This window comes from Pseudomonas veronii, assembly GCF_001439695.1.
Lineage (GTDB): Bacteria > Pseudomonadota > Gammaproteobacteria > Pseudomonadales > Pseudomonadaceae > Aquipseudomonas > Aquipseudomonas veronii.
In genome coordinates this window covers 84,752-104,861 of sequence record NZ_JYLL01000001.1, presented here as the reverse complement: position 1 = coordinate 104,861, position 20,110 = coordinate 84,752, and the positions used below count along the sequence as shown (strand labels likewise).

The window sequence follows — 20,110 nt, the reverse complement described above, 5'->3', positions numbered from 1 at the left end:
GATCATAAAAACGCCCGACCTTCACAGGCCGGGCGCTTTTTCAGGTGCCCCGAAAAGATCAGGACTGACTGGATGGCGTCGGGGTTACCGATGCGGCAGTCGGTGCAGGCGCAGCGGTCGGTGCGGCTGCCGAGTTGGCGCTGGAAGCGGCGAGTGCCGCAGGCGCAGGCTTGGCGGCCACGGCCGGCTTCGCTGCTGCGGGCTTTTTCGCGGCGACCGGCTTCTTCGCGGCGGCAGGTTTGGCCGCAGCAGGTTTGGCGGCGACCGCTTTAGCGGCGGGTTTGGCAGCAGGCTTGGCAGCGGCTTTAGCGGCCACTGGTTTAGCCGCTGGCTTGGCCGCAGGTTTGGCCGCTGCAACTTTCGCCGCTGGCTTGGCCGCAGGTTTAGCCACGGCTTTGGCTGGCGCTTTGGCCGCAGGTTTGGCAGCCGGCTTGGCGGCGGCTTTGACCAGTGGCTTGGCGGCCGTTTTCGCAGCCGGCTTGGCGGCAGCGGTTTTAGCGGCAGGCTTGGACGCAGCAGCCTTCACCGGGGTGACTTTGGCACCGGTGAGTTTTTCGATTTGCTTGGTCAGGGTCTCGACCTTGCTGTGCAGTGCTTTCACTTCAGCACGGCTGGGTACGCCCAGTCGCGAAATCGCACTGTTAAGGCGCTTGTCGAAAGTTTCTTCCAACTTGTTCCAAGTCTCGGAAATGCTCGACTTGGCGGAACCGGCGCTGGCCTTGGCCGCATCGACTTTTTTACCCACGGTGCTTTTGGTCAACTTCTCGGCCTTCTCGCCGTCTTTAACCAACGTCTCGAAGAGTTTGCTGCCGTCACTGTCGATCTTCGAGTAAACGCCTAAACCAGCCAGCCAGATCTTGCGGGAATATTCTTCAACTTTCCCGACCCACGAGCTGCCTTCTTTCTGAGTAGTCTTTTTAACAGCCATCCCGATGTCTCCTTAGTGTTTACGCGCGACACGTTCGAGCAATGCCGTCAGCTCTTCGAGCTTAGCAGAGAGTGTCTCCACGTCATGTTTAGACGCAATGCCGATTCGATTCAAGGCACTTGCAACACGAGTGTCAAAAGCTTTTTCAACTTTATCCAGTTGAACTTCAACCCGGCCTTTGACGCTGGAGAGATTACTCTTTACTTGGTCAATCTGACTGTTGGCAGCATCAAGTTGTTCAACGGCAACTTTTTTACCTTTACTTTCAACATGTTGCCCAGTCTTTACCAGCTCTTTGAAGTACGCGCCGCCCTCGTTTCCGACCCTGGCATAGGCACCCAGGCCTGCCAGCCAGATCTTGCGGGCATAGGTTTTAACCTCGTCCAGGGCGTGGCTCGGGGCGTCGATTTTTTTCTTCAGGGTAACTTTGGCCATGGTGCACCTCACGCAAAAAGGGTGGAGGAACGGCCCGCAGAAGTTGAGGGCTTGGGCACAAAGTAGGCAGAAAAATTAGAATCGGCACCCTAACAACAGTCGGATCAGGCCAAGGCTTTATCCAGGGCTTTCTCGATTTCAGTCTTGATGGTGCCACTCATGGCCGACATCAGCAGGCCCAGTTCCACATCGATACGCAACAGATCAGCGGCGACCTGCACCGTGCCTTTAACCCCCGAACGCTTGAGGTTCAACGTATCGCCAGACCACGAAGGCTCCAGGCCATATTGATCCTGGAGTTTCTGTGCCAGCTTCTCGGCCTTCGCCCGTGCGCCTTCTTTACCCAGGGTGTGTGCACGTTCAACAGTGATACGGGCCATTGCAACGACTCCTCTTTATAACGACTTGAACACCTGCCATGCGGCAAAAGGTCTCGGTGAGCACCTATCTTACCTTCAGCCTTGCCAAGACAAAGCAGGCCTTGGGGATTATCATGTCCCGCATTCTCTTTTGGTGACAGCGATATGACTGATCAGCGCAAAGGCAGCGATGCCGAACCCACCACTCACTTCGGCTTCAAAAACGTCCCGGAAAGCCAGAAAGCGCAGAAAGTCGCTGAAGTGTTCCACTCCGTTGCGGCCAAGTACGACCTGATGAACGACGTGCTGTCCGGCGGCATGCACCGCCTGTGGAAGCGCTTCACCATCGAACTGTCGGGCGTGCGTACCGGCAACCGCGTGCTGGACATCGCTGGCGGCACGGGCGACCTGGCGGCCAAGTTCTCCAAGCTGGTCGGCCCGACCGGCCAGGTGGTGCTGGCGGATATCAACGGCTCGATGCTCAAGGTCGGCCGCGATCGCCTGCTCGACAAAGGCGTGGCCGGCAATATCGAATTCGTCCAGGCCGATGCGGAAAAGCTGCCGTTCCCCGACAACCATTTCGACTGCGTGACCATCGCCTTCGGCCTGCGCAACGTGACCCACAAGGAAGACGCGATCCGCTCGATGCTGCGCGTGCTCAAGCCCGGCGGCCGGCTGTTGGTGCTGGAGTTCTCCAAGCCGACCAACGCGCTGATGTCCAAGGTCTACGACACCTACTCGTTCGCCTTCATGCCGTTGATGGGCAAGCTGATCACCAACGACGCCGAGAGCTATCGCTACCTGGCCGAATCGATCCGCATGCACCCCGACCAGGAAACCCTGAAGTCGATGATGGTGGACGCCGGTTTCGACCGCGTGACCTACCACAACATGACCTCGGGCATCGTCGCCCTGCACCGCGGCATCAAGCCCTGATGCTGTTCCAAGGCCTGCTCGCCAGCGTCGAACACGGCGTCAACCGCGTGCTGCGCCTGGACAGCACCGCCCTGGCGCGGCTGGCGCACTTGAACGGCAAGATCATCGCCGTCGACTGCACGAGCCCCGCCTTGCAGCTGTTTATCCTGCCCAGCGACGAAGGCCTGTTGCTCGCGACCCATTGGGCCGCCGAGGCCGACTGCACCCTGCGTGCGCCGGCCTCGAGCCTGTTGCACCTGGCGCTGAGCCGCAACAAGACCGCCATCCTCCACGGCCCCGAAGTGGCGCTGGAAGGCGACAGCGCGGTGCTGATGGACCTGGCCGCCGTGCTGCAGGACCTGGAACTGGACTGGGAATACGAACTGTCGCGCTGGATCGGCCCCGTGCCCACCCAGTTGATCAGCGGCCACTTGCGCAGTCGCACGCACTGGTACCAGCAGGGGTTCGCCAGCCTCAACCAGAACCTCGCCGAATACCTGAGCGAAGAATCGCGCACCCTGGTCGGACAACGGGAAGCGCAAGCGCGCTTTCGTGAACTCGACAAGGCCAAAATCGACCTGGAACGCCTTGAGGCCCGCTTCGAGCGCCTGAGCCGTTCCCTTGATCCAAGCGATAACGCATGAAGCTGCTCGCCGTCCGCCGTTTGTTCCGTATCCAGCGCGTCGTAATCCGCTACCGCCTCGATGACCTGCTGTTCGCCCTGCCGTTGCCGTGGTTCCTGCTTGCCGTGCGCTATGTGCTGCCGTGGCGCTGGTTCCCGCGCAAGCCGCTGGACCTGAGCCGTGGCGCGCGCCTGCGCCTGGCCTTGCAGGATCTGGGGCCGATCTTTATCAAGTTCGGGCAGATCCTCTCGACCCGTCGCGACCTGCTGCCCGAAGACATCGCCGACGAACTGATGCTGCTGCAGGACCGCGTGCCGCCGTTCGATTCGCAGCAGTCGATGAAGCTGATCGAAGAGCAGTTGGGCCAGAAGATCAGCGACGTGTTCAGCCGTTTCGACGTCGAGCCCCTGGCCTCGGCCTCGGTGGCGCAAGTGCATGCGGCGCAGCTCAAGACCGGCGAAGAAGTGGTGGTGAAGGTGATTCGCCCGGGCCTCAAACCGATCATCGGCCAAGACCTGGCGTGGCTGTTCATTCTCGCCCGCGCCGCCGAACGCTTCTCCGCCGACGCGCGCCTGTTGCACCCGGTGGACGTGGTCGCCGACTACGAAAAAACCATCTACGACGAACTCGACCTGCTGCGCGAAGCGGCCAACGCCAGCCAGCTCAAGCGCAACTTTGAAGGCTCACCGCTGCTGTATGTGCCGCAAGTGTATTGGGACTGGTGCCGCCCTAAAGTGTTGGTGATGGAGCGCATCTACGGCGTGCAGGTCACCGACCTCGCGACCCTGGCCGACCAGCGCACCAACATGAAGATGCTCGCCGAGCGCGGCGTGGAGATCTTCTTCACCCAGGTGTTCCGCGACAGTTTCTTCCATGCCGACATGCACCCCGGCAATATCTTCGTCAGCACCCTCAACCCGTGGAGCCCGCAGTACATTGCGATCGACTGCGGCATCGTCGGCAGCCTGACCCCGGAAGACCAGGACTACCTGGCGCGCAACCTGTTCGCCTTCTTCAAGCGCGATTACCGCCGCGTGGCGCAGTTGCACATCGATTCGGGTTGGGTGCCGGCGGAAACCAAGCTCAACGAATTCGAAGCGGCGATCCGCACCGTGTGCGAGCCGATCTTCGAAAAACCGCTGAAAGACATTTCCTTCGGCCAGGTGCTGATGCGCCTGTTCCAGACCGCGCGGCGCTTCAATATGGAAGTGCAGCCGCAGTTGGTGCTGCTGCAGAAAACCCTGCTGAACATTGAAGGCCTGGGCCGCCAGCTGTACCCCGACCTCGACCTGTGGAACACCGCCCAGCCGTTCCTCGAACGCTGGATGCGCGAGCGGGTCAGCCCGAAAACCCTGCTGGGCAACCTGCAGAGCCAGGTGGAGCAACTGCCGCACCTGGCCAACATGACCCGCGACCTGCTGGAACGCATGTCCCAGCCCCACGCCAAAGACCCGACGCCGCCGTGGCACACGCGCAAGGACGACTGGTTCCTGCGCCTGCTGGGCGCCGCGCATCTGGTCGGCGGGGTGATGCTGGCCATCGGCGGGCCGCTGAATCAACTGGGCCACTGGCCGGCCGGCATCATGGTCGCCGTGGGTGTTTATCTGATCGTGCGTCGGTAGCCAATCCGGTTATACACTGTCGCAAATTGCCGGAGCCGAAGATGAAAGACTGGCTGGATGAGATCAAGTGGGACAGTGACGGCCTGGTGCCGGCCATTGCCCAGGACTACAAGACCGGGCGCGTGCTGATGATGGCCTGGATGAACCGCGAGGCCCTGAGCCTCACCGCCGCTGAGCAGCGCGCCATTTACTGGTCACGTTCGCGTGGCAAACTGTGGCGCAAGGGCGAAGAGTCCGGGCACGTGCAAACCCTGCACGAGATACGCCTGGACTGCGACGCCGACGTGGTGATCCTCAAGGTCGAGCAGATCGGCGGCATCGCCTGCCACACCGGCCGCCACAGCTGCTTCTATCGCGTGTTCGAGAACGGCGAGTGGAAGGTTGTGGAGCCGGTACTCAAAGACCCGCACGCCATTTACTCGGCAGGACACTGAACATGAGCGATACCCTGAACCGTGTGGCCCAGGTGTTGGAAGAGCGCAAAGGCGCGGATGCCGAAAGCTCCTACGTCGCCAGCCTGTACCACAAGGGCCTGAACAAGATCCTGGAAAAACTCGGCGAAGAATCCGTCGAGACCATCATCGCCGCCAAGGATGCCGAGATCAGCGGCGACTGCAGCGATGTGATCTACGAAACCGCCGACCTATGGTTCCACAGCCTGGTCATGCTCGCCCAACTGGGGCAGCATCCGCAGGCCGTGCTGGATGAACTGGACCGTCGCTTCGGCTTGTCCGGGCATGCCGAAAAGGCCTCGCGCCCGTCCGCCTGAATAACTTTTACAGAGGAATTGCAGCATGGGCATTTTTGACTGGAAACATTGGATCGTCATCTTGGTGGTGGTCGTTCTGGTATTTGGCACCAAGAAACTGAAAAACCTCGGCACCGACGTGGGCGAGTCGATCAAGGGCTTTCGCAAGGCCATGAACGACGACGAAAAACCCGCCGAACCCGCCGCCAACCCGGTGCCGCCGGCCCAACCGGTCCACCCGCAGGCGACCCAGCCGATCACCGAGCGTCGCACCTTCGACGTGCAGGCTGAAAAAGTCGAAGAGCCGATCCGCAAAGACTCGTGAGCACTGACTAATGTTTGGTATCAGCTTCTCTGAACTGCTGCTCGTCGGCCTCGTGGCCTTGCTGGTACTCGGGCCGGAACGCCTGCCCGGTGCCGCGCGCACGGCAGGCTTGTGGATCGGGCGTCTGAAACGCAGTTTCAACGCCATCAAACAGGAAGTTGAACGGGAAATCGGCGCCGACGAAATCCGCCGCCAACTGCACAACGAACACATCCTGTCGTTGGAGCAGGAGGCGCGCAATATTCTGACGCCGGTGCAGGAGCAGGCCAAGCCGGTGACACCGGTGGCCGAACACAGCATTGCGCCCACGCCCGTTGTTGAAGCAGCGCCCGCTACCCCGACCGCTCCAACCGAGCCAGCGCCGACGCCAACCGCGCCGCCCGCTCCCCATGACCCTACATTGCCGCCGCGAGCCCCATGAGCGCTGATAAACCGGAAAACGACCAGCACATGCCACTGGTCTCGCACCTCACCGAGCTGCGTACCCGCCTGCTGCGTTGCGTGGCGGCGATCTTCGTGATCTTTGCCGGGCTGTTCGCCTTTACCCAGCAGATCTACACCTTCGTCTCCACGCCACTGCGCCATTACCTGCCGGCCGGCGCGACGATGATCGCCACCGACGTGTCGTCGCCGTTCCTGACGCCGTTGAAGCTGACCATGATGGTCTCGCTGTTCCTGGCGATCCCGGTGATCCTGCACCAGATCTGGGGCTTCATCGCCCCCGGCCTGTACAAGCATGAGAAGCGCATCGCGGTGCCGCTGCTGGTGTCGAGCATTCTGCTGTTCTACACCGGCATGGCGTTCGCTTACTTCCTGGTGTTCCCGCTGATCTTCAAGTTCTTCGCCGCCGCCACCCCGGCCGGCGTGGAGATGATGACCGACATCACCAGCTACCTCGACTTCGTGATGACGCTGTTCTTCGCCTTCGGCGTGGCCTTCGAAATTCCGGTGGCCGTGGTGTTGCTGGTATGGATCGGCGTGGTCAACGTGCAGTACCTGAAGAAGATCCGTCCCTACGTGGTCATCGGCTGCTTCGTGGTCGGCATGATCCTGACCCCGCCGGACATCTTCTCCCAGACCCTGCTGGCCGTGCCGATGTGGATGCTGTTCGAGATCGGCATCCTGTTCAGCAGCCTGATCACCAAGCGTGGCGAACACCCCGACGACCAAGCCGCCGACGACAACGACCAGCCGCCAGCGACCCAGCCGTGAACCTGTTGCTGCTTGAAGAGGCCGACTTTATCGCGGCCGACCGGGTGGTCCTGCGTGACCGGCGCCTGGTGCATATGCAGGACGTCCACCGCGCGACGGTGGGCGACAACCTGCGGGTCGGGCGTATCGGCGGGCTGATGGGCAATGCCCAAGTGCTGCGCCTGGAAGCCCACGAAGCCGAGCTGCAAGTGGCCTTCGACCTGCCGCCGCCGGCCAAACTGCCGCTGACCCTGCTGCTGGCCCTGCCACGCCCGAAAATGCTGCGCCGGGTGCTGCAGACCGTCGCCGCCATGGGCGTGCCGAAGGTGGTGCTGGTCAACAGCTACCGCGTGGAAAAGAGCTTCTGGCAAACCCCCTTCCTGGAGCCCGAGGCGATTCGCGAGCAATTGATCCTCGGCCTGGAACAGGCGCGCGACACAGTGCTACCGGAAATCGTCATCGAAAAACGCTTCAAGCCCTTCGTCGAAGACCGCCTGCCCGCCATGACCGCAGGCACCCTCGGCCTGATCGGCCATCCCGGCGATTACCCGCCGTGCCCGCGCGGTCTGGACGAGCCGGTAACCCTGGCCATCGGCCCGGAAGGCGGCTGGATACCCTACGAGGTCGACCTGCTGAGCAAGGCCGGCTTGCAACCGGTGCAACTGGGTGCGCGCATCCTGCGCGTGGAAACTGCCGTCACCGCCCTGCTCGCCCGGCTGTTCTAGCCACCCATCCCTACAGATTCCTGCTGCGCTGCCGATAACCGTCGAATAAGTCCAAGTCTTGTTCCACGGGAGTTCGCAGCATGTATCGTTGGTTAGCCGAAAAGCTGGGGAATGTCAGCGTCAACCACAAGCTGGGCGTGGGCTTTGGCCTGGTGTTGCTCCTTACCTTGTTGATCACCTTCACCGGCTGGACCGGCCTGGGCGATGTGACCAGCCGCGGCGACAAACTGGGGTATATCTCCAGCCTGAGCGTCTTGACCAAAGACCTGCGTATCGCTCGCCTGGACTATGAAATGCGCCGTGGCGAACAAGGCACGGCGGCCGTCAGCGAGCTGCTGAACCGCCTGGACAGCGGCATGAAGACCGCCCGCACGCTGATCGAACAACCCGCCGACATCGCGCTGGTCGATGAACAATTGGCCGCCGTGGACCAATACAAACGCGCATTCAGCGATATGGCGCAAGCCGGGGCCAACCGTGAGGATGCGCGCAGCAAGCTGGGCAATACCGCCGACAATGCGGTGCTCAAGGTGACTGAAGTCGAGAAGTCCCTGCTGCAAGGCGACAGCGTCACCCAGTTCAATAGCGTGGTCGACCTGAGCAAGCTGATCCAGCAAGCGCGTTTCCAGGTCCGCGGTTACACCTACAGCGGCAAGGTCGAGGCTGAGCAACCCGCGCTCGACGCCATCGACAACGCGCTGAAGAAGATCACTGAACTGCAAGGCTCATTGCAGGAGCAATACCAGGCCAACCTGCAGCAGGCCAGTGTCTCGCTGCAAGCCTATCGCGCCGCCGTCAGCCAGTTCCGCGACTCCCAGGTGGCCACCGCCGTCGCACTCAAAACCATGAGCGAGCAAGGCGATATCCTGCTGAACCGCAGCGATAAACTGACGATTTCCCAGACCGCGGTGCGCGACACCGATGCCGCCCAGGCCAAGTACCTGCTCCTGCTGGCCACCGTGCTGGCATTGATCTTTGGCCTGGTGGCCGCCTGGGCGATCACGCGTCAGATCGTCATCCCGCTGAATCAGACCCTCAAGGTGGCCGAGCGCGTTGCCTCCGGCGACCTGAGCCACGACCTGACGTCCACGCGCCAGGACGAACTGGGCCAACTGCAACGTGCCATGCAAAGCATGACCGTAGGCCTGCGCGAATTGATCGGCGGCATCAGCGACGGCGTCACCCAGATCGCCAGCGCCGCCGAGCAATTGTCGTCGGTCACCGAGCAGACCAGCGCTGGGGTCAACAATCAGAAAATCGAGACCGACCAAGTCGCTACGGCCATGAATGAAATGGCCGCGACCGTGCAGGAAGTTGCGCGCAACGCCGAGGAAGCGTCCGAAGCCGCCGTGGCAGCGGACCAGCAGGCCCGCGAAGGCGACAAGGTGGTCGGTGAAGCCATCGCCCAGATCGAACGCCTGGCCACCGAAGTCGGCAACTCCACCGAGGCCATGGGCCATCTCAAGCGCGAAAGCGACAAGATCGGCAGCGTGCTCGACGTGATCAAGTCGGTGGCCCAGCAAACCAACCTGCTCGCGCTGAACGCCGCGATTGAAGCAGCGCGTGCCGGTGAAGCCGGGCGCGGCTTCGCGGTGGTGGCCGATGAAGTGCGCAGCCTGGCCCAGCGCACGCAAAAATCCACGGAAGAGATCGAAGAGCTGATCGTCGGCTTGCAAACGGGCACCCAGCAAGTGGCGACCATCATGGACAACAGCCGTGGGCTGACCGACAGCAGCGTCGAATTGACGCGCCGCGCCGGCAGCGCCCTGGCGAACATCACCCGTACCGTATCGACGATCCAGGCGATGAACTCGCAGATCGCCACCGCCGCCGAGCAACAAAGCGCCGTGGCCGAAGAGATCAACCGCAGCGTGCTGAACGTGCGCGATGTGTCAGAACAGACGTCCTCGGCCAGTGAAGAGACCGCCGCTTCCAGCGCCGAACTGGCGCGCCTGGGCATCTACCTGCAAACCCTGGTCGGACGTTTCCGCATCTGACCGGGCTGGGCGGCGACCCATCCGGGTCGCCGCACTTCAGCATCTTGTGAAATTTCCTACACGCTTATCAGCCCGCCCTCACCCCAAATCGTTTTAGCGTTTGCCTTGTTGCGCAGCGCTTTTTCAGATTTGGAGGTTCATCATGTTTCCTCGGCTGACCCGCTTGCTGGTCAACGCCAGCGTCCGACTCAAACTCGCCCTGGGTTTTGGCCAGGTGCTGGTCCTCAGTTTCATCATCGCCATGACAGGCTGGCAGGCCTTGAATGCCGCACTGTTCCGCTCCAGCAACCTGACGGTGCTGGGCCAACTGGCCGCCGACGCGGAGGCCATGCGCGCCGACCGCATCGTGTACCGAACGCTCACCGACACGGCCAGCCTGGGCAAAATGACGCGGCAGATCGAAAAAATCGACCAGCACCTCGACTACCTGTCAAAACACATGAAAGACCCGACCGACCTGCAACGTCTCGAGGAAGCTGAACGCCTGGTGGCCGCCTTCAAAGCGGTGCTGGTGGAATTGCCGCCGTTGATCGAACAGCGGGAAAACGCCCGGCCGCCGCTGCAAAAAGCCGCCCTGCAAGCCAGCGACACCCTCGCGCAACTGGCCAGCGAACTGCCTGACCAGCAAGACCAGCAGGCGCTCGACGCCATCGAAGATCTGCGCCAGGCCATGGAACAGGCCGAAGATCGCGCGCGCAGCCCCGCCTGGGCCGCCGAGTCGTTGCAGGCCTATGCCGAAGCGGTGGGCAAGGCCCTCGACGCCCTGGACGTCGCTCAAGTCGCCGTCACCAGCCTGCCCGTGGACGCCACCCTGCTCAAAACCGACCTCGCGCAATACCGTGCGCTGCTGACCACGCTCAAGCAGGCACAACTCGACACCGAGACCGTGCAAAACCGCTTTGAACAACAACTCAATCAGTTGCTGGCGCAAAGCGATCTGGTCAGCCAGGGCCAGGTGTTCAAACGCGACCGGGAAGCGCAGCACACCCGAACCCTGCTGATCAGCGTCACCCTTGCCGCCCTGCTGCTGGGGGCCTTGGCGGCCTGGTGGATCGCCCGGCAAATCGCCGTGCCGTTGCGCGAGGCCTTGGCCGTCGCCAACCGCATTGCCGCGGGCGACTTAAGCGAAAACCCCGCCGTGGAGCGCCGCGACGAACTGGGCCAGTTGCAGCAGAGCATGGCGCGGATGATCCGCAACCTGCGCGGCCTGATCAGCGGCATCGGCGACAGCGCCCGGCAAATCGCCAGCGCGGCTACGCAGCTATCCACCGTCACCGAGCAAACCCGCGCGGGGGTCAACAATCAAAAGGACGAAACCGACCAGGTGGCCACGGCCATGAATGAAATGCTCGCCACCGCCCAGGAGGTCGCCCGGCATGCCGAGCAAGCGTCGATCGCGGCGAGCGAAGCCGACCAACAGACCCACCTCGGCGACAAAGTGGTTGCGCAGGCGGTGGAGCAGATCGGCCACCTGGCCAGTGAAATGGAACTGTCCAGCCGGGCGATGCTGGCGTTGCAGCAGGAGAGCCAACAGATCGGCAGCGTGCTCGACGTGATCAAGTCAGTCTCCCAGCAGACCAACCTGCTGGCCTTGAACGCCGCCATCGAAGCGGCGCGCGCGGGCAGTGCCGGGGAAGGTTTCGCGGTGGTCGCCGATGAAGTGCGCAGCCTGGCCCTACGCACGCAGGAATCGGCCGAGGAAATTGAAGGACTGATCTTGCGTCTGCATACCGGCACCCAGCAGGTGGCGGACATCATGGACAGCAGTCGCAGCCTCACGGACAACAGCGTCAGCCTGACCCGCGACGCCGGCGACGCCCTGGCGGCCATTGCGCGCACGGTGTCGGTCATCCAGGAAATGAACCCGCAGATTGCCGCCGCCGCCGAGGAACAAAGCGCGGTGGCCGAGGAGATCAATCGCAGTGTGTTGAAGGTGCGCGATGTGTCCGAGCAAACCGCCGCCGCCAGTGAAGAAACGGCGGCGGCGAGCGCTCAGTTGAGCCAGTTGAGCCTGGATTTGCAGACACTGGTCGGCAAGTTCAGGCTCTGAGGCTCACAGCACCTGGCGCAGGAAGGCCTGGGCTCGCGGGTCTTTCGGCGCGTCGAAGAACTCGGCCGGGGACGCGTCTTCGAGCAGCTTGCCGTGATCGAAGAACAACACCCGGTCCGCCACTTCACGGGCGAAGCCCATTTCGTGGGTGACGCAGACCATGGTCATGCCTTCCAGGGCCAGGGTTTTCATGACGTCGAGCACTTCGCCGACCATTTCCGGGTCGAGGGCCGAGGTGGGCTCGTCAAACAGCATCACCTTGGGCTCCATCGCCAGCGCGCGGGCTATCGCCACCCGCTGCTGCTGGCCGCCGGACAGACGCGAGGGAAACTCGTTGGCCTTTTGCGCGATGCCGACCTTTTCCAGCAACGCCAGGGCCTTGGCTTCACGCTCTTTTTTGCCGCGCTTGCGCACGACTTTCTGCGCCAGGCACAGGTTCTCCAGCACGGTCATGTGGGGGAACAGGTTGAAGTGCTGGAACACCATGCCGACTTCGCGGCGGTAGGCGTTCACGTCGGTTTTCGGATCGGCCAGTTGCAGGCCGTCGATGCTCACCGACCCCGAATCGAACTCTTCCAGGCCGTTGAGGCAGCGCAGGAAGGTCGACTTGCCGGAGCCGGACGGGCCGATCACCACCAGCACTTCGCCCTTGGCGACCTGGGTGGTGACGTGGTCCACCGCGCGCACCACATGGCCACGGGTGTCGAAGACTTTTACCAGATCGCGGACTTCAATCACTTTGCGCGAGCCTCCGCTCAAGCCGGCTGGCCATTTTCGACAGCGGCAGGTTGATCAACAGGTACAGGCCTGCCACGCAGAACAGGATTTCAAACGGCGAAAACGAAGTGGTGATGACTTCGCGGCCGCTCTTGAGCAGCTCGGTGATCGCGATCACCGACACCAGCGAAGTGTCTTTCACCAGGCTGATAAATTGCCCGGCCAGGGGCGGCAGCACGCGCTTGAACGCCTGCGGCAGCACCACATGGCGCATCGACTGGCTGGCACTCAAGCCCAACGAGCGCGCGGCTTCGTTCTGGCCACGGGTGATCGACTGCACACCAGCGCGGACGATTTCCGCCACATAGGCCCCGGTGAACAGCGACAGCGCGGCGATCCCGGCAAACTCCCGGGACAGGTTGAGCACCGTGCCGATAAAGAAATAGAAGATGAATATCTGCACCAACAGCGGCGTGCCGCGCACCAGTTCGACGTAGATCGTCGACAGATCGCGCAAGGTCGGGTTGCTGGACAGCCGGCACAGGCCCGTCGCCAGGCCAATCGCCAAGCCCAGCACGCCGGACACGAAGGACAGCCACAAGGTGGTCCACAAGCCCCACATCAACGGGCCCAGCGCCCACTGCCGGGTCACGCCCACTACATCGCCTTCCGCCACGTCATCGCCGCGCGCCACTTTCAGGCTGTTGTCGGCCACGCTGAGCTTTTGCTCCGTGCCCGCGTCGTTACGCAGGGTGACTTCGGCCACATCGCCTTTGTGCACCAGCTCGACAACGGTGGAGATATCCGCCGCGCGCTGCGATGTTTCGGCCTGATAGGCGAAATATTGCGGTACGCGGTTCCAGCGCCATTCGTAGGACATCAGCGACGTGGCGTAGTACAAGGCGCCCGCCAGGCCGACGAGCACGACCACGGTCAGCAGGTGCCAGGGCCATTGGGCTTTTTTCTGTTTCATTACTCAACATCCAAAAGGGTCGGGTAAGCCCCCGCTTTTGTGGCGGGCGGGCTTGCCCTAATGCCATTCAGTCAAGGCATTTTGTAGGAGCGAGCTTGCTCGCGAAAAACTCAAAGACACCGCGTTTATTCAGCAAGCCAGCGTTATCGTTGACGGCCTTCGCGAGCAAGCTCGCTCCTACAGAAAGCAGGAGCCATAGGAGCCGGCGTTATTCCATGTCCTTGAGCCACTCGGAGCTCTTGAACCACTTGTCATGGATGCGATCGTAGGTGCCGTCGTTCTTGATCTGGTGCAGGAAGTTGTTGATGAAGTTGATGCTGTCGTAATCGCCTTTCTTCAGACCGAAGGCCAGCGGTTCAAAGGTGAAGGGTTCTTCGAGGAACACCAGCTTGCCATTACCGACTTTCTTCTCGGCGACGACGTTGTACGGTGCGTCATACACAAAGGCATCGGCCTTGCCGTTGACCACGTCCAGCACGCCTTCCTGTTCGTTGTCGTAGCCGTGGTACTTGGCCTTGGAGATCAGCTTCTTGGCGACCATCTCGCCGGTGGTGCCGAGCTTGGAGGTCAGGCGGTATTTCTCGTCGTTCAGGTCTTTGTAGGACTTGATGGTGCCTTCCAGGTCCTTGCGGATCAGCAGGGTCTGGCCAACCACGATGAACGGTTCGCTGAAGTTCAGGCGCAGGTTGCGTTCCTGGGTCAGGGTCATGCCGCTGCCGATCATGTCGAACTTGCCGGTGAGGAAGGCCGGGATGATGCCGTCGTAGCCGGTGGACACCAGCTCCAGCTTGACGCCCATGGACTTGGCCATGGCCTTGAGGATGTCGACTTCGAAGCCGATGATTTCACCACGCTTGTCGGTCATTTCGAATGGCATGTAGGTCGGGTCCATGCCGACCTTCAGCGTGCCGCGCTTGACCGCATCATCGATGGCCCCGGCCTGAGCCACATTGGCCGCGACCAGCGCGGTGACGCCGAGCAGCAGCATCGAAAGATACTTTTTCATCATCAAGTCCCCTGAACGATTCTTATGAAGTCGGCGCGCAAAAAGGGCTGCACCATTTCGGGGTGCGATCCTAACCCACTCGCTGCCCGGTACAAAGGTTTCACCGGTAATAGTTGTCGAGGTATGTCGGAATAGCCCTACAGCACTGCGGCAAAGCGCAGACGTAGACACTTCATTGTCGGGCGAGGGCAATTGATTGATGTGTAAGTAGGTATGACTTTCAGTCGACCTCGGCCATCCAGTCGGTGTCCTTGAACCACTTGTCGTACAGCCGATCGTAGGTGCCGTCCTGGGCCACTTGGTTGAGGAAATGGTTGATCCAGTTCAGGCTGTCGTAATCGCCTTTTTTCAGGCCGAACGCCAGGGGCTCGTAGGTGAAGGGTTGCTCCAGCGCCAGCAATGCCTGGTTTTCCGGCCGGGTCATGGCGATCAGGTTATAAGGCGCATCATGAATAAAAGCATCGGCTACACCGCTCACCACCTGGCGCACCCCTTCCTCCGGCGTGGCGAAACTGCTGAGCCGAGCCGCCCCCAGAAACCGCTGCGCCGCCGCCTGCGCGGTAGTACCTTCGGTGGTGGCGATGCGGTAGCCGGCCTCGTCCAGGTCTTCAATGCTGGCGACCTTGCCGGCCAGGCGCGGGTGCAGCAACACCGTTTGGCCGACCACGATAAACGAGTCGCTGAAATTCAGCTTGAGGTTGCGCTCCTGCGTGACGGTCATGCCGCTGCCGATCAGATCGAATTTCCTCGCCATCAGCCCCGACAGCAACTCGGTGTACGGCACCGCCACCAGCTCAAGCTCGACCCCCAGGGCGCGGCTCATCGCGTGCAGCAAGTCGACTTCAAAACCGACGATACGCCCCTGTTTATCGGTCATCTCAAACGGCACGTAGGTGGGCGTGGTGCCGACTTTCAGCACGCCACGCCGAACGGCGTCGTCCAGCGCGCCGGCCTGCACCAGAGCACCGTGAATCAATGCGACAGCGCCCATCAGCAATGCCGAACAATACCTTTTGATCATGAATCCCCCTGTGCTCGAGTCAAATTTCGGGGGGCGATGCTAACTCAGACACAGGCACGGCAATACGCCTTGAACCAGGGACTTTTGTTTCGAAATAACAAGGAGTTAGAGCACAAAGGAAGAGACGGGAAACGCTGTAGGACCAGCGCTTCAAGCGCCCCCGAGGAGAACCCTCGGGGGCGTCTGAATCAGGCCGGTTGAGCCTGGGACGACAACGGTTGCAACGGCAGCAATGGCGCGTGCGGGTCGGACTTGAAGGACTGACGCCAGGCGCCCAGCCACTCGGCATGCCCTTCGCTCCAGACCTGCTCGTGCAGGCGGGCCAGGGCCACCGGGTCACTGAGCAGGGCCAGGCGTTCGGCGTTGTTGAGGCCGGCCGGGCCGACTTTCAACGCATAGCGCACGCGCTCGCCACGCAGGTACTCGATCGGCTCCGCCTCACGGTGACGCGAGGTCGCCAGGGCGCAAGCCAGGGCGTTCTGCTGCGGGTCGACCACCGAACGCACGAACCCGTCATTGAGGGCGTGCCAGCGGTTTTCGTGGGTGTACTTCTCGGTCGACAGCAGCGCCTGCGGCGGATTGTATTCCTCAGGGATCAGGAACAGGCTCTCGTCACGGGACTTGAGGCCCAGCTTGACCCGGCTGGAAATCACCGACACCGGGATCGACAGCATCAACGAACCGACGATCGGGACCAGCCACCACAGGAAGCTCGGGTTCAACCACACCACCAGCAGCGCCCAGAGGAAGCCGAGCAAGGTTTGCGGACCGTGGCGCTTGACCGCTTCACCCCAGGGGGTGGAGTCGTCGTCACGCTGCGGCGAATTCCAGGTCGCGGCCCAGCCGAGGAACGCGGCGAGGACGAAGCGGGTATGGAAGATCATCCGCACCGGCGCCAGCAGCATGGAGAACAGCATCTCCAGCAGCATCGACATTGTCACCTTGAACTTGCCACCGAACTCTTTCGCGCCCTTGGCCCAGATCAGGATGACGCTCAGCAACTTCGGCAGGAACAGCAGCACGACGGTGGTGGAGAACAGCGCCACCGCCTTGTCCGGATGCCATTGTGGCCACAGCGGGTACAACTGGCGCGGCGCCATGAAGTACTGCGGCTCCATCAAGGTGTTCACCGCCAGCAACGCCGTCGACAGCACCAGGAAGAAGAACCACAACGGGGCCGACAGGTAGGACATCACACCAGTGAGGAACACCGCACGGTGAACCGGGTGCATGCCCTTGACCAGGAACAGGCGGAAGTTCATCAGGTTGCCGTGGCACCAGCGACGGTCGCGCTTGAGTTCGTCCAGCAGGTTCGGCGGCAGTTCTTCGTAGCTGCCCGGCAGGTCGTAGGCAATCCACACGCCCCAGCCGGCACGGCGCATCAGCGCGGCTTCGACGAAGTCGTGGGAGAGGATCGCACCGGCGAACGCGCCTTTACCCGGCAACGGCGCGAGGGCGCAGTGCTCGATAAACGGCTTCATGCGGATGATTGCGTTGTGACCCCAATAGTGGGATTCACCCAGCTGCCAGAAGTGCAGGCCGGCGGTGAACAGCGGGCCGTACACGCGGGTGGCGAACTGCTGCATGCGCGCATACAGGGTGTCCATGCCCGACGCCCGTGGCGCGGTCTGGATAATCCCGGCATCCGGCGTGGCTTCCATCAGGCGCACCAGGCTGGTCAGGCATTCGCCGCTCATCACGCTGTCGGCGTCGAGAACGACCATGTACTTGTAGTCACCGCCCCAGCGCCGGCAGAAGTCGTCGAGGTTGCCGCTCTTGCGTTTGACGCGACGGCGACGGCGGCGATAGAAGATCTTGCCGAAGCCACCGGCTTCGCGGCACACGTCGAGCCAGGCTTGCTGTTCGGCGATGCAGATGTCGGCGTCGTTACTGTCGCTGAGCACGAAGAAGTCGAAGCGGTCCAGGTCACCGGTCGCCGCGACCGACTCGAACGTCGCGCGCAGGCCAGCGAATACGCGGGGCACGTCTTCGTTGCAGATCGGCATCACCAGCGCGGTGCGCGCATTCTTCGGAATCGGCTCGTGGCCGGCACTTTTACCGGAGATCCGGTACTTGTCGTGGCCGGTCAGCAGCTCGAGGAAGCCCATCAACGCGGTCCAGAAACCGGCCGACACCCAGCAGAACAAGATCCCGAACATGATCAGGATGCTGGTTTGCAGGGCGTATGGCAGCACTTGGGTCGCGGTCTGCAGCAAGGTCTGGTTGCGGATCTCGTCGAAGTCGACCAGCGACCAGCCCTGGTACGGCATGATGCCTTTCATGTACCAGCCGGCCACGATGGTCTGGCCGAGCATCAACACCAGCAGGATGTAGCGACGGATCGAACCAACCGTGCGCCAGCGCGCCGCCGGCAGCACACGCTCGTCTTTCGGCGGCTTCGGCGGGTTGGTCCGGCCGGTCAGCCGGCGCCAGCCGCGCACCAGGATATTGGTGCGCCACGGCTCCGGTACCACCTTGGTCCGACGAATCGGCGGCGTCGCCTTGAGGCACACCCGGCCGCTGGCGTCGAGCGCCAGCATTTCGGCGTCCTCCAGCTCTTCGGCCGTGCTGAGGGTCAACCGGCGGCCAACCGACGCCTGGGCGGCGTCGACCGGCGCATCGAACGCCTTGGACGACAAACGTTCGTGCAGTTCGCTGAAGGATGTGCAGCCCGCCAGTTCGGCGCGCTGCTCTGCGGTCATCGGCAGATGCGCCAGGTACTCGGACAGAGTCTCTGGCTGGACTTGAGAATTACTCATCGGCAGGCAACTGATAGCTCCAGGTTTCGGTCAGGACTTGCTCGGTCTTGATCGGCTCCGGTGTGGCTGGGGCAGCTTCTGGCTGCTTGGCTTCCTTGTCTTTGGCGTCTTTCTTGGCTTGTTTCTCGTGCTGCTTGGCCAAAACCTTGTCAGCCTTGAGCACTTGGGTCGAGACCTTCTCGGGCTCAGGCTGCACGATGTCCTGGACCAGGGCCGCACGCATTTCGGTCGGCTTGCTTGCGTCCTTGATTTTCATGCGCAGGGTCAGGCGCCAGCCTTTGGTGTGCTCGTTGTAACGCACGCTGTTTTCCACCAGCTCGGCGTTGTCACCCACGCTCACCTGGCTGCGCACCGGGGCGTCCGGCAGCAGTTTCTTCAGGGCCGGGCCTTCGAAGTCCACCAGGTACGCGACGCTGCCATCCGGCTGACGGATCAGGTTGGACTGTTTCACGTCGCCGGTGGAACGCAGGGTCTGCTTGACCCAGGCGCTGTCCGGCGAATGGAACGCGGCGTCGTCCAGGGTCCAGTGCAGGCGGTAGGCAACATCCAGCGGCTGGCCGACTTCCGGCAGTTTTTCCGGGCTCCAGAAGGCAACGATGTTGTCGTTGGTTTCGTCGGCGGTCGGGATCTCTACCAGGTCGACGGAACCCTTGCCCCAGTCGCCTTCAGGCTCGATCCAGGCGCTTGGGCGCTTGTCGTAGTTGTCGTCCAGGTCTTCGTAGTGGCTGAAGTTGCGACCGCGTTGCAGCAGGCCGAAACCACGTGGGTTTTCCACGGTGAAGTTGCTGACCGACAAGTGTTTAGGGTTGTTCAGCGGGCGCCAGATCCACTCGCCATTGCCGGCATGGATCGACAGGCCGCTGGAATCATGCAGCTCGCGACGGTAGTTGAGGACCTTGGACGGCTGGTTCGCGCCGAACAGGAACATCGAGGTCAACGGGGCAACGCCCAGCTTGCTGACCTTGTCGCGCAGGAACATCTGGGACTTGACGTCGACCACGGTGTCGGTGCCAGGGCGCAGGATCAGGCGATAGGCGCCGGTGGCGCGCGGCGAATCGAGCAGGGCGAAGATCACCAGATGCTTGTCACCCGGCTTCGGACGCTCGATCCAGAACTCGGTGAAACGCGGGAATTCTTCGCCGGACGGCAGCGCGGTATCGATCGCCATGCCACGGGCGGACAGGCCATACACTTGGTCCTTGCCCACGACGCGGAAATAGCTGGCGCCGAGCATGGTCATGATTTCGTCTTGCTTGTCGCCCTTGTTGATCGGGAACAGCACGCGGAAACCGGCATAACCCAGCTGCTCAGTGGCCTTGGGATCAAATTTGACGTCGCCGAAATCGAAGCGCGTCGGGTCGTATTTGATTTCCTGGACGCTGTCGGCGGTGACTTCGTTGATCTTCACCGGTGTATCGAAGTGCATACCCTGGTGATAGAAGGACAGCTTGAACGGGGTGTTCTGATCAGCCCACTCGGCTTTTTCGTTGCGGAAACGAATCTTCTGGTAGTCAGCGAACTTCATTTCGCGGAATTCGTTCGGCAGATTGCTGCGCGGAGCTTCGTATTTCTGCCCGGCCAGCTCTTTCGCCTTGGCCGACACATCATCCAGACTGAATGCCCACAGTTGACCCGCGCCGAACAGGCAAAACAGGGCGGAGCCCGTCACCAGTGCGTTTCGTAACCGTTTGGCAGACAATTTTGGTGCATTACAGG

Annotated in this window: 19 protein-coding genes and 2 pseudogenes; 12 read left to right on the top strand and 9 right to left on the bottom strand. The window is 62.0% G+C overall.

Features of this window, described 5'->3' with window-relative positions:
- Window positions 1–58: 58 nt before the first annotated feature.
- The 3 genes from TU80_RS00445 to TU80_RS00435 form a co-directional block, all read right to left on the bottom strand.
- Complete coding sequence (locus TU80_RS00445; protein WP_057003629.1) at window positions 59–928, bottom strand: phasin family protein; 870 nt, start codon at window positions 926–928, stop codon at window positions 59–61.
- 12 nt (window positions 929–940) lie between these two features.
- Window positions 941–1,363 carry a phasin family protein gene (locus tag TU80_RS00440; RefSeq protein WP_046384976.1) on the bottom strand — a complete coding sequence of 141 codons (423 nt, stop codon included), beginning with the start codon at window positions 1,361–1,363 and terminating at the stop codon, window positions 941–943.
- A 104-nt stretch (window positions 1,364–1,467) separates the two neighbouring features.
- Complete coding sequence (locus TU80_RS00435; RefSeq protein ID WP_017849879.1) at window positions 1,468–1,743, bottom strand: polyhydroxyalkanoic acid system family protein; 276 nt, start codon at window positions 1,741–1,743, stop codon at window positions 1,468–1,470.
- 144 nt (window positions 1,744–1,887) lie between these two features.
- Here TU80_RS00435 and ubiE point away from each other — a divergent pair, with 144 nt between their 5' ends.
- From ubiE to TU80_RS00380, 12 genes and pseudogenes are all read left to right on the top strand, one after another.
- Window positions 1,888–2,658 carry a bifunctional demethylmenaquinone methyltransferase/2-methoxy-6-polyprenyl-1,4-benzoquinol methylase UbiE gene (gene ubiE / locus TU80_RS00430; RefSeq protein WP_017849881.1) on the top strand — a complete coding sequence of 257 codons (771 nt, stop codon included), beginning with the start codon at window positions 1,888–1,890 and terminating at the stop codon, window positions 2,656–2,658.
- Window positions 2,658–3,281 carry a ubiquinone biosynthesis accessory factor UbiJ gene (locus TU80_RS00425; RefSeq protein WP_057003628.1) on the top strand — a complete coding sequence of 208 codons (624 nt, stop codon included), beginning with the start codon at window positions 2,658–2,660 and terminating at the stop codon, window positions 3,279–3,281. Before ubiE ends, TU80_RS00425 begins: the two co-directional genes overlap by 1 nt.
- Entirely contained in the window at window positions 3,278–4,882 is a 1,605-nt protein-coding gene (gene ubiB, locus TU80_RS00420) for a ubiquinone biosynthesis regulatory protein kinase UbiB (protein ID WP_046384977.1), read from the top strand. Before TU80_RS00425 ends, ubiB begins: the two co-directional genes overlap by 4 nt.
- Window positions 4,883–4,923: 41 nt before the next feature.
- A complete protein-coding gene (hisI, locus tag TU80_RS00415) occupies window positions 4,924–5,316 on the top strand; it encodes a phosphoribosyl-AMP cyclohydrolase (RefSeq protein ID WP_017849884.1) in 393 nt (130 codons plus the stop codon).
- A gap of 2 nt (window positions 5,317–5,318) precedes the next feature.
- The gene (locus TU80_RS00410; protein WP_017849885.1) at window positions 5,319–5,651 is read left to right on the top strand and encodes a phosphoribosyl-ATP diphosphatase; all 333 of its coding nucleotides are present in this window, start codon (window positions 5,319–5,321) and stop codon (window positions 5,649–5,651) included.
- A 25-nt stretch (window positions 5,652–5,676) separates the two neighbouring features.
- Window positions 5,677–5,955 carry a twin-arginine translocase TatA/TatE family subunit gene (locus tag TU80_RS00405; protein ID WP_017849886.1) on the top strand — a complete coding sequence of 93 codons (279 nt, stop codon included), beginning with the start codon at window positions 5,677–5,679 and terminating at the stop codon, window positions 5,953–5,955.
- Between the two features lie 10 nt (window positions 5,956–5,965).
- Window positions 5,966–6,376, top strand: coding sequence for a Sec-independent protein translocase protein TatB (tatB, locus tag TU80_RS00400; protein ID WP_017849887.1), 411 nt, complete (start codon window positions 5,966–5,968; stop codon window positions 6,374–6,376).
- The gene (gene tatC, locus TU80_RS00395) at window positions 6,373–7,167 is read left to right on the top strand and encodes a twin-arginine translocase subunit TatC (protein WP_017849888.1); all 795 of its coding nucleotides are present in this window, start codon (window positions 6,373–6,375) and stop codon (window positions 7,165–7,167) included. The genes tatB and tatC overlap by 4 nt, the downstream gene beginning before the upstream one ends.
- Entirely contained in the window at window positions 7,164–7,871 is a 708-nt protein-coding gene (locus TU80_RS00390; RefSeq protein ID WP_057003627.1) for a 16S rRNA (uracil(1498)-N(3))-methyltransferase, read from the top strand. The genes tatC and TU80_RS00390 overlap by 4 nt, the downstream gene beginning before the upstream one ends.
- A gap of 80 nt (window positions 7,872–7,951) precedes the next feature.
- Window positions 7,952–9,010: pseudogene (locus tag TU80_RS33860) on the top strand (methyl-accepting chemotaxis protein); the annotation flags it as partial.
- Window positions 8,996–9,868, top strand: coding sequence for a methyl-accepting chemotaxis protein (locus tag TU80_RS33855; RefSeq protein WP_371928175.1), 873 nt, complete (start codon window positions 8,996–8,998; stop codon window positions 9,866–9,868). The pseudogene TU80_RS33860 and the gene TU80_RS33855, both read left to right, overlap by 15 nt.
- 142 nt (window positions 9,869–10,010) lie before the next feature.
- The gene (locus tag TU80_RS00380; protein ID WP_057003625.1) at window positions 10,011–11,918 is read left to right on the top strand and encodes a methyl-accepting chemotaxis protein; all 1,908 of its coding nucleotides are present in this window, start codon (window positions 10,011–10,013) and stop codon (window positions 11,916–11,918) included.
- Window positions 11,919–11,921: 3 nt separating this feature from the next.
- On the opposite strand, the gene TU80_RS00375 is transcribed toward TU80_RS00380, so the two are convergent.
- From TU80_RS00375 to TU80_RS00350, 6 genes and pseudogenes are all read right to left on the bottom strand, one after another.
- Complete coding sequence (locus TU80_RS00375) at window positions 11,922–12,656, bottom strand: amino acid ABC transporter ATP-binding protein (protein ID WP_017849892.1); 735 nt, start codon at window positions 12,654–12,656, stop codon at window positions 11,922–11,924.
- The gene (locus TU80_RS00370; RefSeq protein ID WP_046384981.1) at window positions 12,649–13,608 is read right to left on the bottom strand and encodes an amino acid ABC transporter permease; all 960 of its coding nucleotides are present in this window, start codon (window positions 13,606–13,608) and stop codon (window positions 12,649–12,651) included. The genes TU80_RS00375 and TU80_RS00370 overlap by 8 nt, the downstream gene beginning before the upstream one ends.
- Window positions 13,609–13,816: 208 nt before the next feature.
- The gene (locus TU80_RS00365) at window positions 13,817–14,614 is read right to left on the bottom strand and encodes a transporter substrate-binding domain-containing protein (protein WP_046384982.1); all 798 of its coding nucleotides are present in this window, start codon (window positions 14,612–14,614) and stop codon (window positions 13,817–13,819) included.
- Window positions 14,615–14,834: 220 nt separating this feature from the next.
- A complete protein-coding gene (locus TU80_RS00360; protein ID WP_046384983.1) occupies window positions 14,835–15,635 on the bottom strand; it encodes a transporter substrate-binding domain-containing protein in 801 nt (266 codons plus the stop codon).
- A 150-nt stretch (window positions 15,636–15,785) separates the two neighbouring features.
- Window positions 15,786–18,394: pseudogene (mdoH, locus tag TU80_RS00355) on the bottom strand (glucans biosynthesis glucosyltransferase MdoH).
- Window positions 18,387–20,066, bottom strand: coding sequence for a glucan biosynthesis protein G (locus TU80_RS00350; RefSeq protein WP_186354518.1), 1,680 nt, complete (start codon window positions 20,064–20,066; stop codon window positions 18,387–18,389). Before TU80_RS00350 ends, mdoH begins: the two are co-directional and overlap by 8 nt.
- Between the last annotated feature and the right edge of the window lie 44 nt (window positions 20,067–20,110).

Coding starts and splice junctions, on each gene's coding strand:
- TU80_RS00425 (WP_057003628.1), top strand. CDS start 2,658: ATGCTGTTCCAAGGCCTGCTCGCCAGCGTCGAACACGGCGTCAACCGC.
- TU80_RS00380 (WP_057003625.1), top strand. CDS start 10,011: ATGTTTCCTCGGCTGACCCGCTTGCTGGTCAACGCCAGCGTCCGACTC.
- TU80_RS00405 (WP_017849886.1), top strand. CDS start 5,677: ATGGGCATTTTTGACTGGAAACATTGGATCGTCATCTTGGTGGTGGTC.
- TU80_RS00445 (WP_057003629.1), bottom strand. CDS start 928: ATGGCTGTTAAAAAGACTACTCAGAAAGAAGGCAGCTCGTGGGTCGGG.
- TU80_RS00365 (WP_046384982.1), bottom strand. CDS start 14,614: ATGAAAAAGTATCTTTCGATGCTGCTGCTCGGCGTCACCGCGCTGGTC.
- TU80_RS00360 (WP_046384983.1), bottom strand. CDS start 15,635: ATGATCAAAAGGTATTGTTCGGCATTGCTGATGGGCGCTGTCGCATTG.
- TU80_RS00440 (WP_046384976.1), bottom strand. CDS start 1,363: ATGGCCAAAGTTACCCTGAAGAAAAAAATCGACGCCCCGAGCCACGCC.
- TU80_RS33855 (WP_371928175.1), top strand. CDS start 8,996: ATGCAAAGCATGACCGTAGGCCTGCGCGAATTGATCGGCGGCATCAGC.
- TU80_RS00370 (WP_046384981.1), bottom strand. CDS start 13,608: ATGAAACAGAAAAAAGCCCAATGGCCCTGGCACCTGCTGACCGTGGTC.
- hisI (WP_017849884.1), top strand. CDS start 4,924: ATGAAAGACTGGCTGGATGAGATCAAGTGGGACAGTGACGGCCTGGTG.
- TU80_RS00410 (WP_017849885.1), top strand. CDS start 5,319: ATGAGCGATACCCTGAACCGTGTGGCCCAGGTGTTGGAAGAGCGCAAA.
- TU80_RS00435 (WP_017849879.1), bottom strand. CDS start 1,743: ATGGCCCGTATCACTGTTGAACGTGCACACACCCTGGGTAAAGAAGGC.
- ubiE (WP_017849881.1), top strand. CDS start 1,888: ATGACTGATCAGCGCAAAGGCAGCGATGCCGAACCCACCACTCACTTC.
- tatB (WP_017849887.1), top strand. CDS start 5,966: ATGTTTGGTATCAGCTTCTCTGAACTGCTGCTCGTCGGCCTCGTGGCC.
- ubiB (WP_046384977.1), top strand. CDS start 3,278: ATGAAGCTGCTCGCCGTCCGCCGTTTGTTCCGTATCCAGCGCGTCGTA.
- tatC (WP_017849888.1), top strand. CDS start 6,373: ATGAGCGCTGATAAACCGGAAAACGACCAGCACATGCCACTGGTCTCG.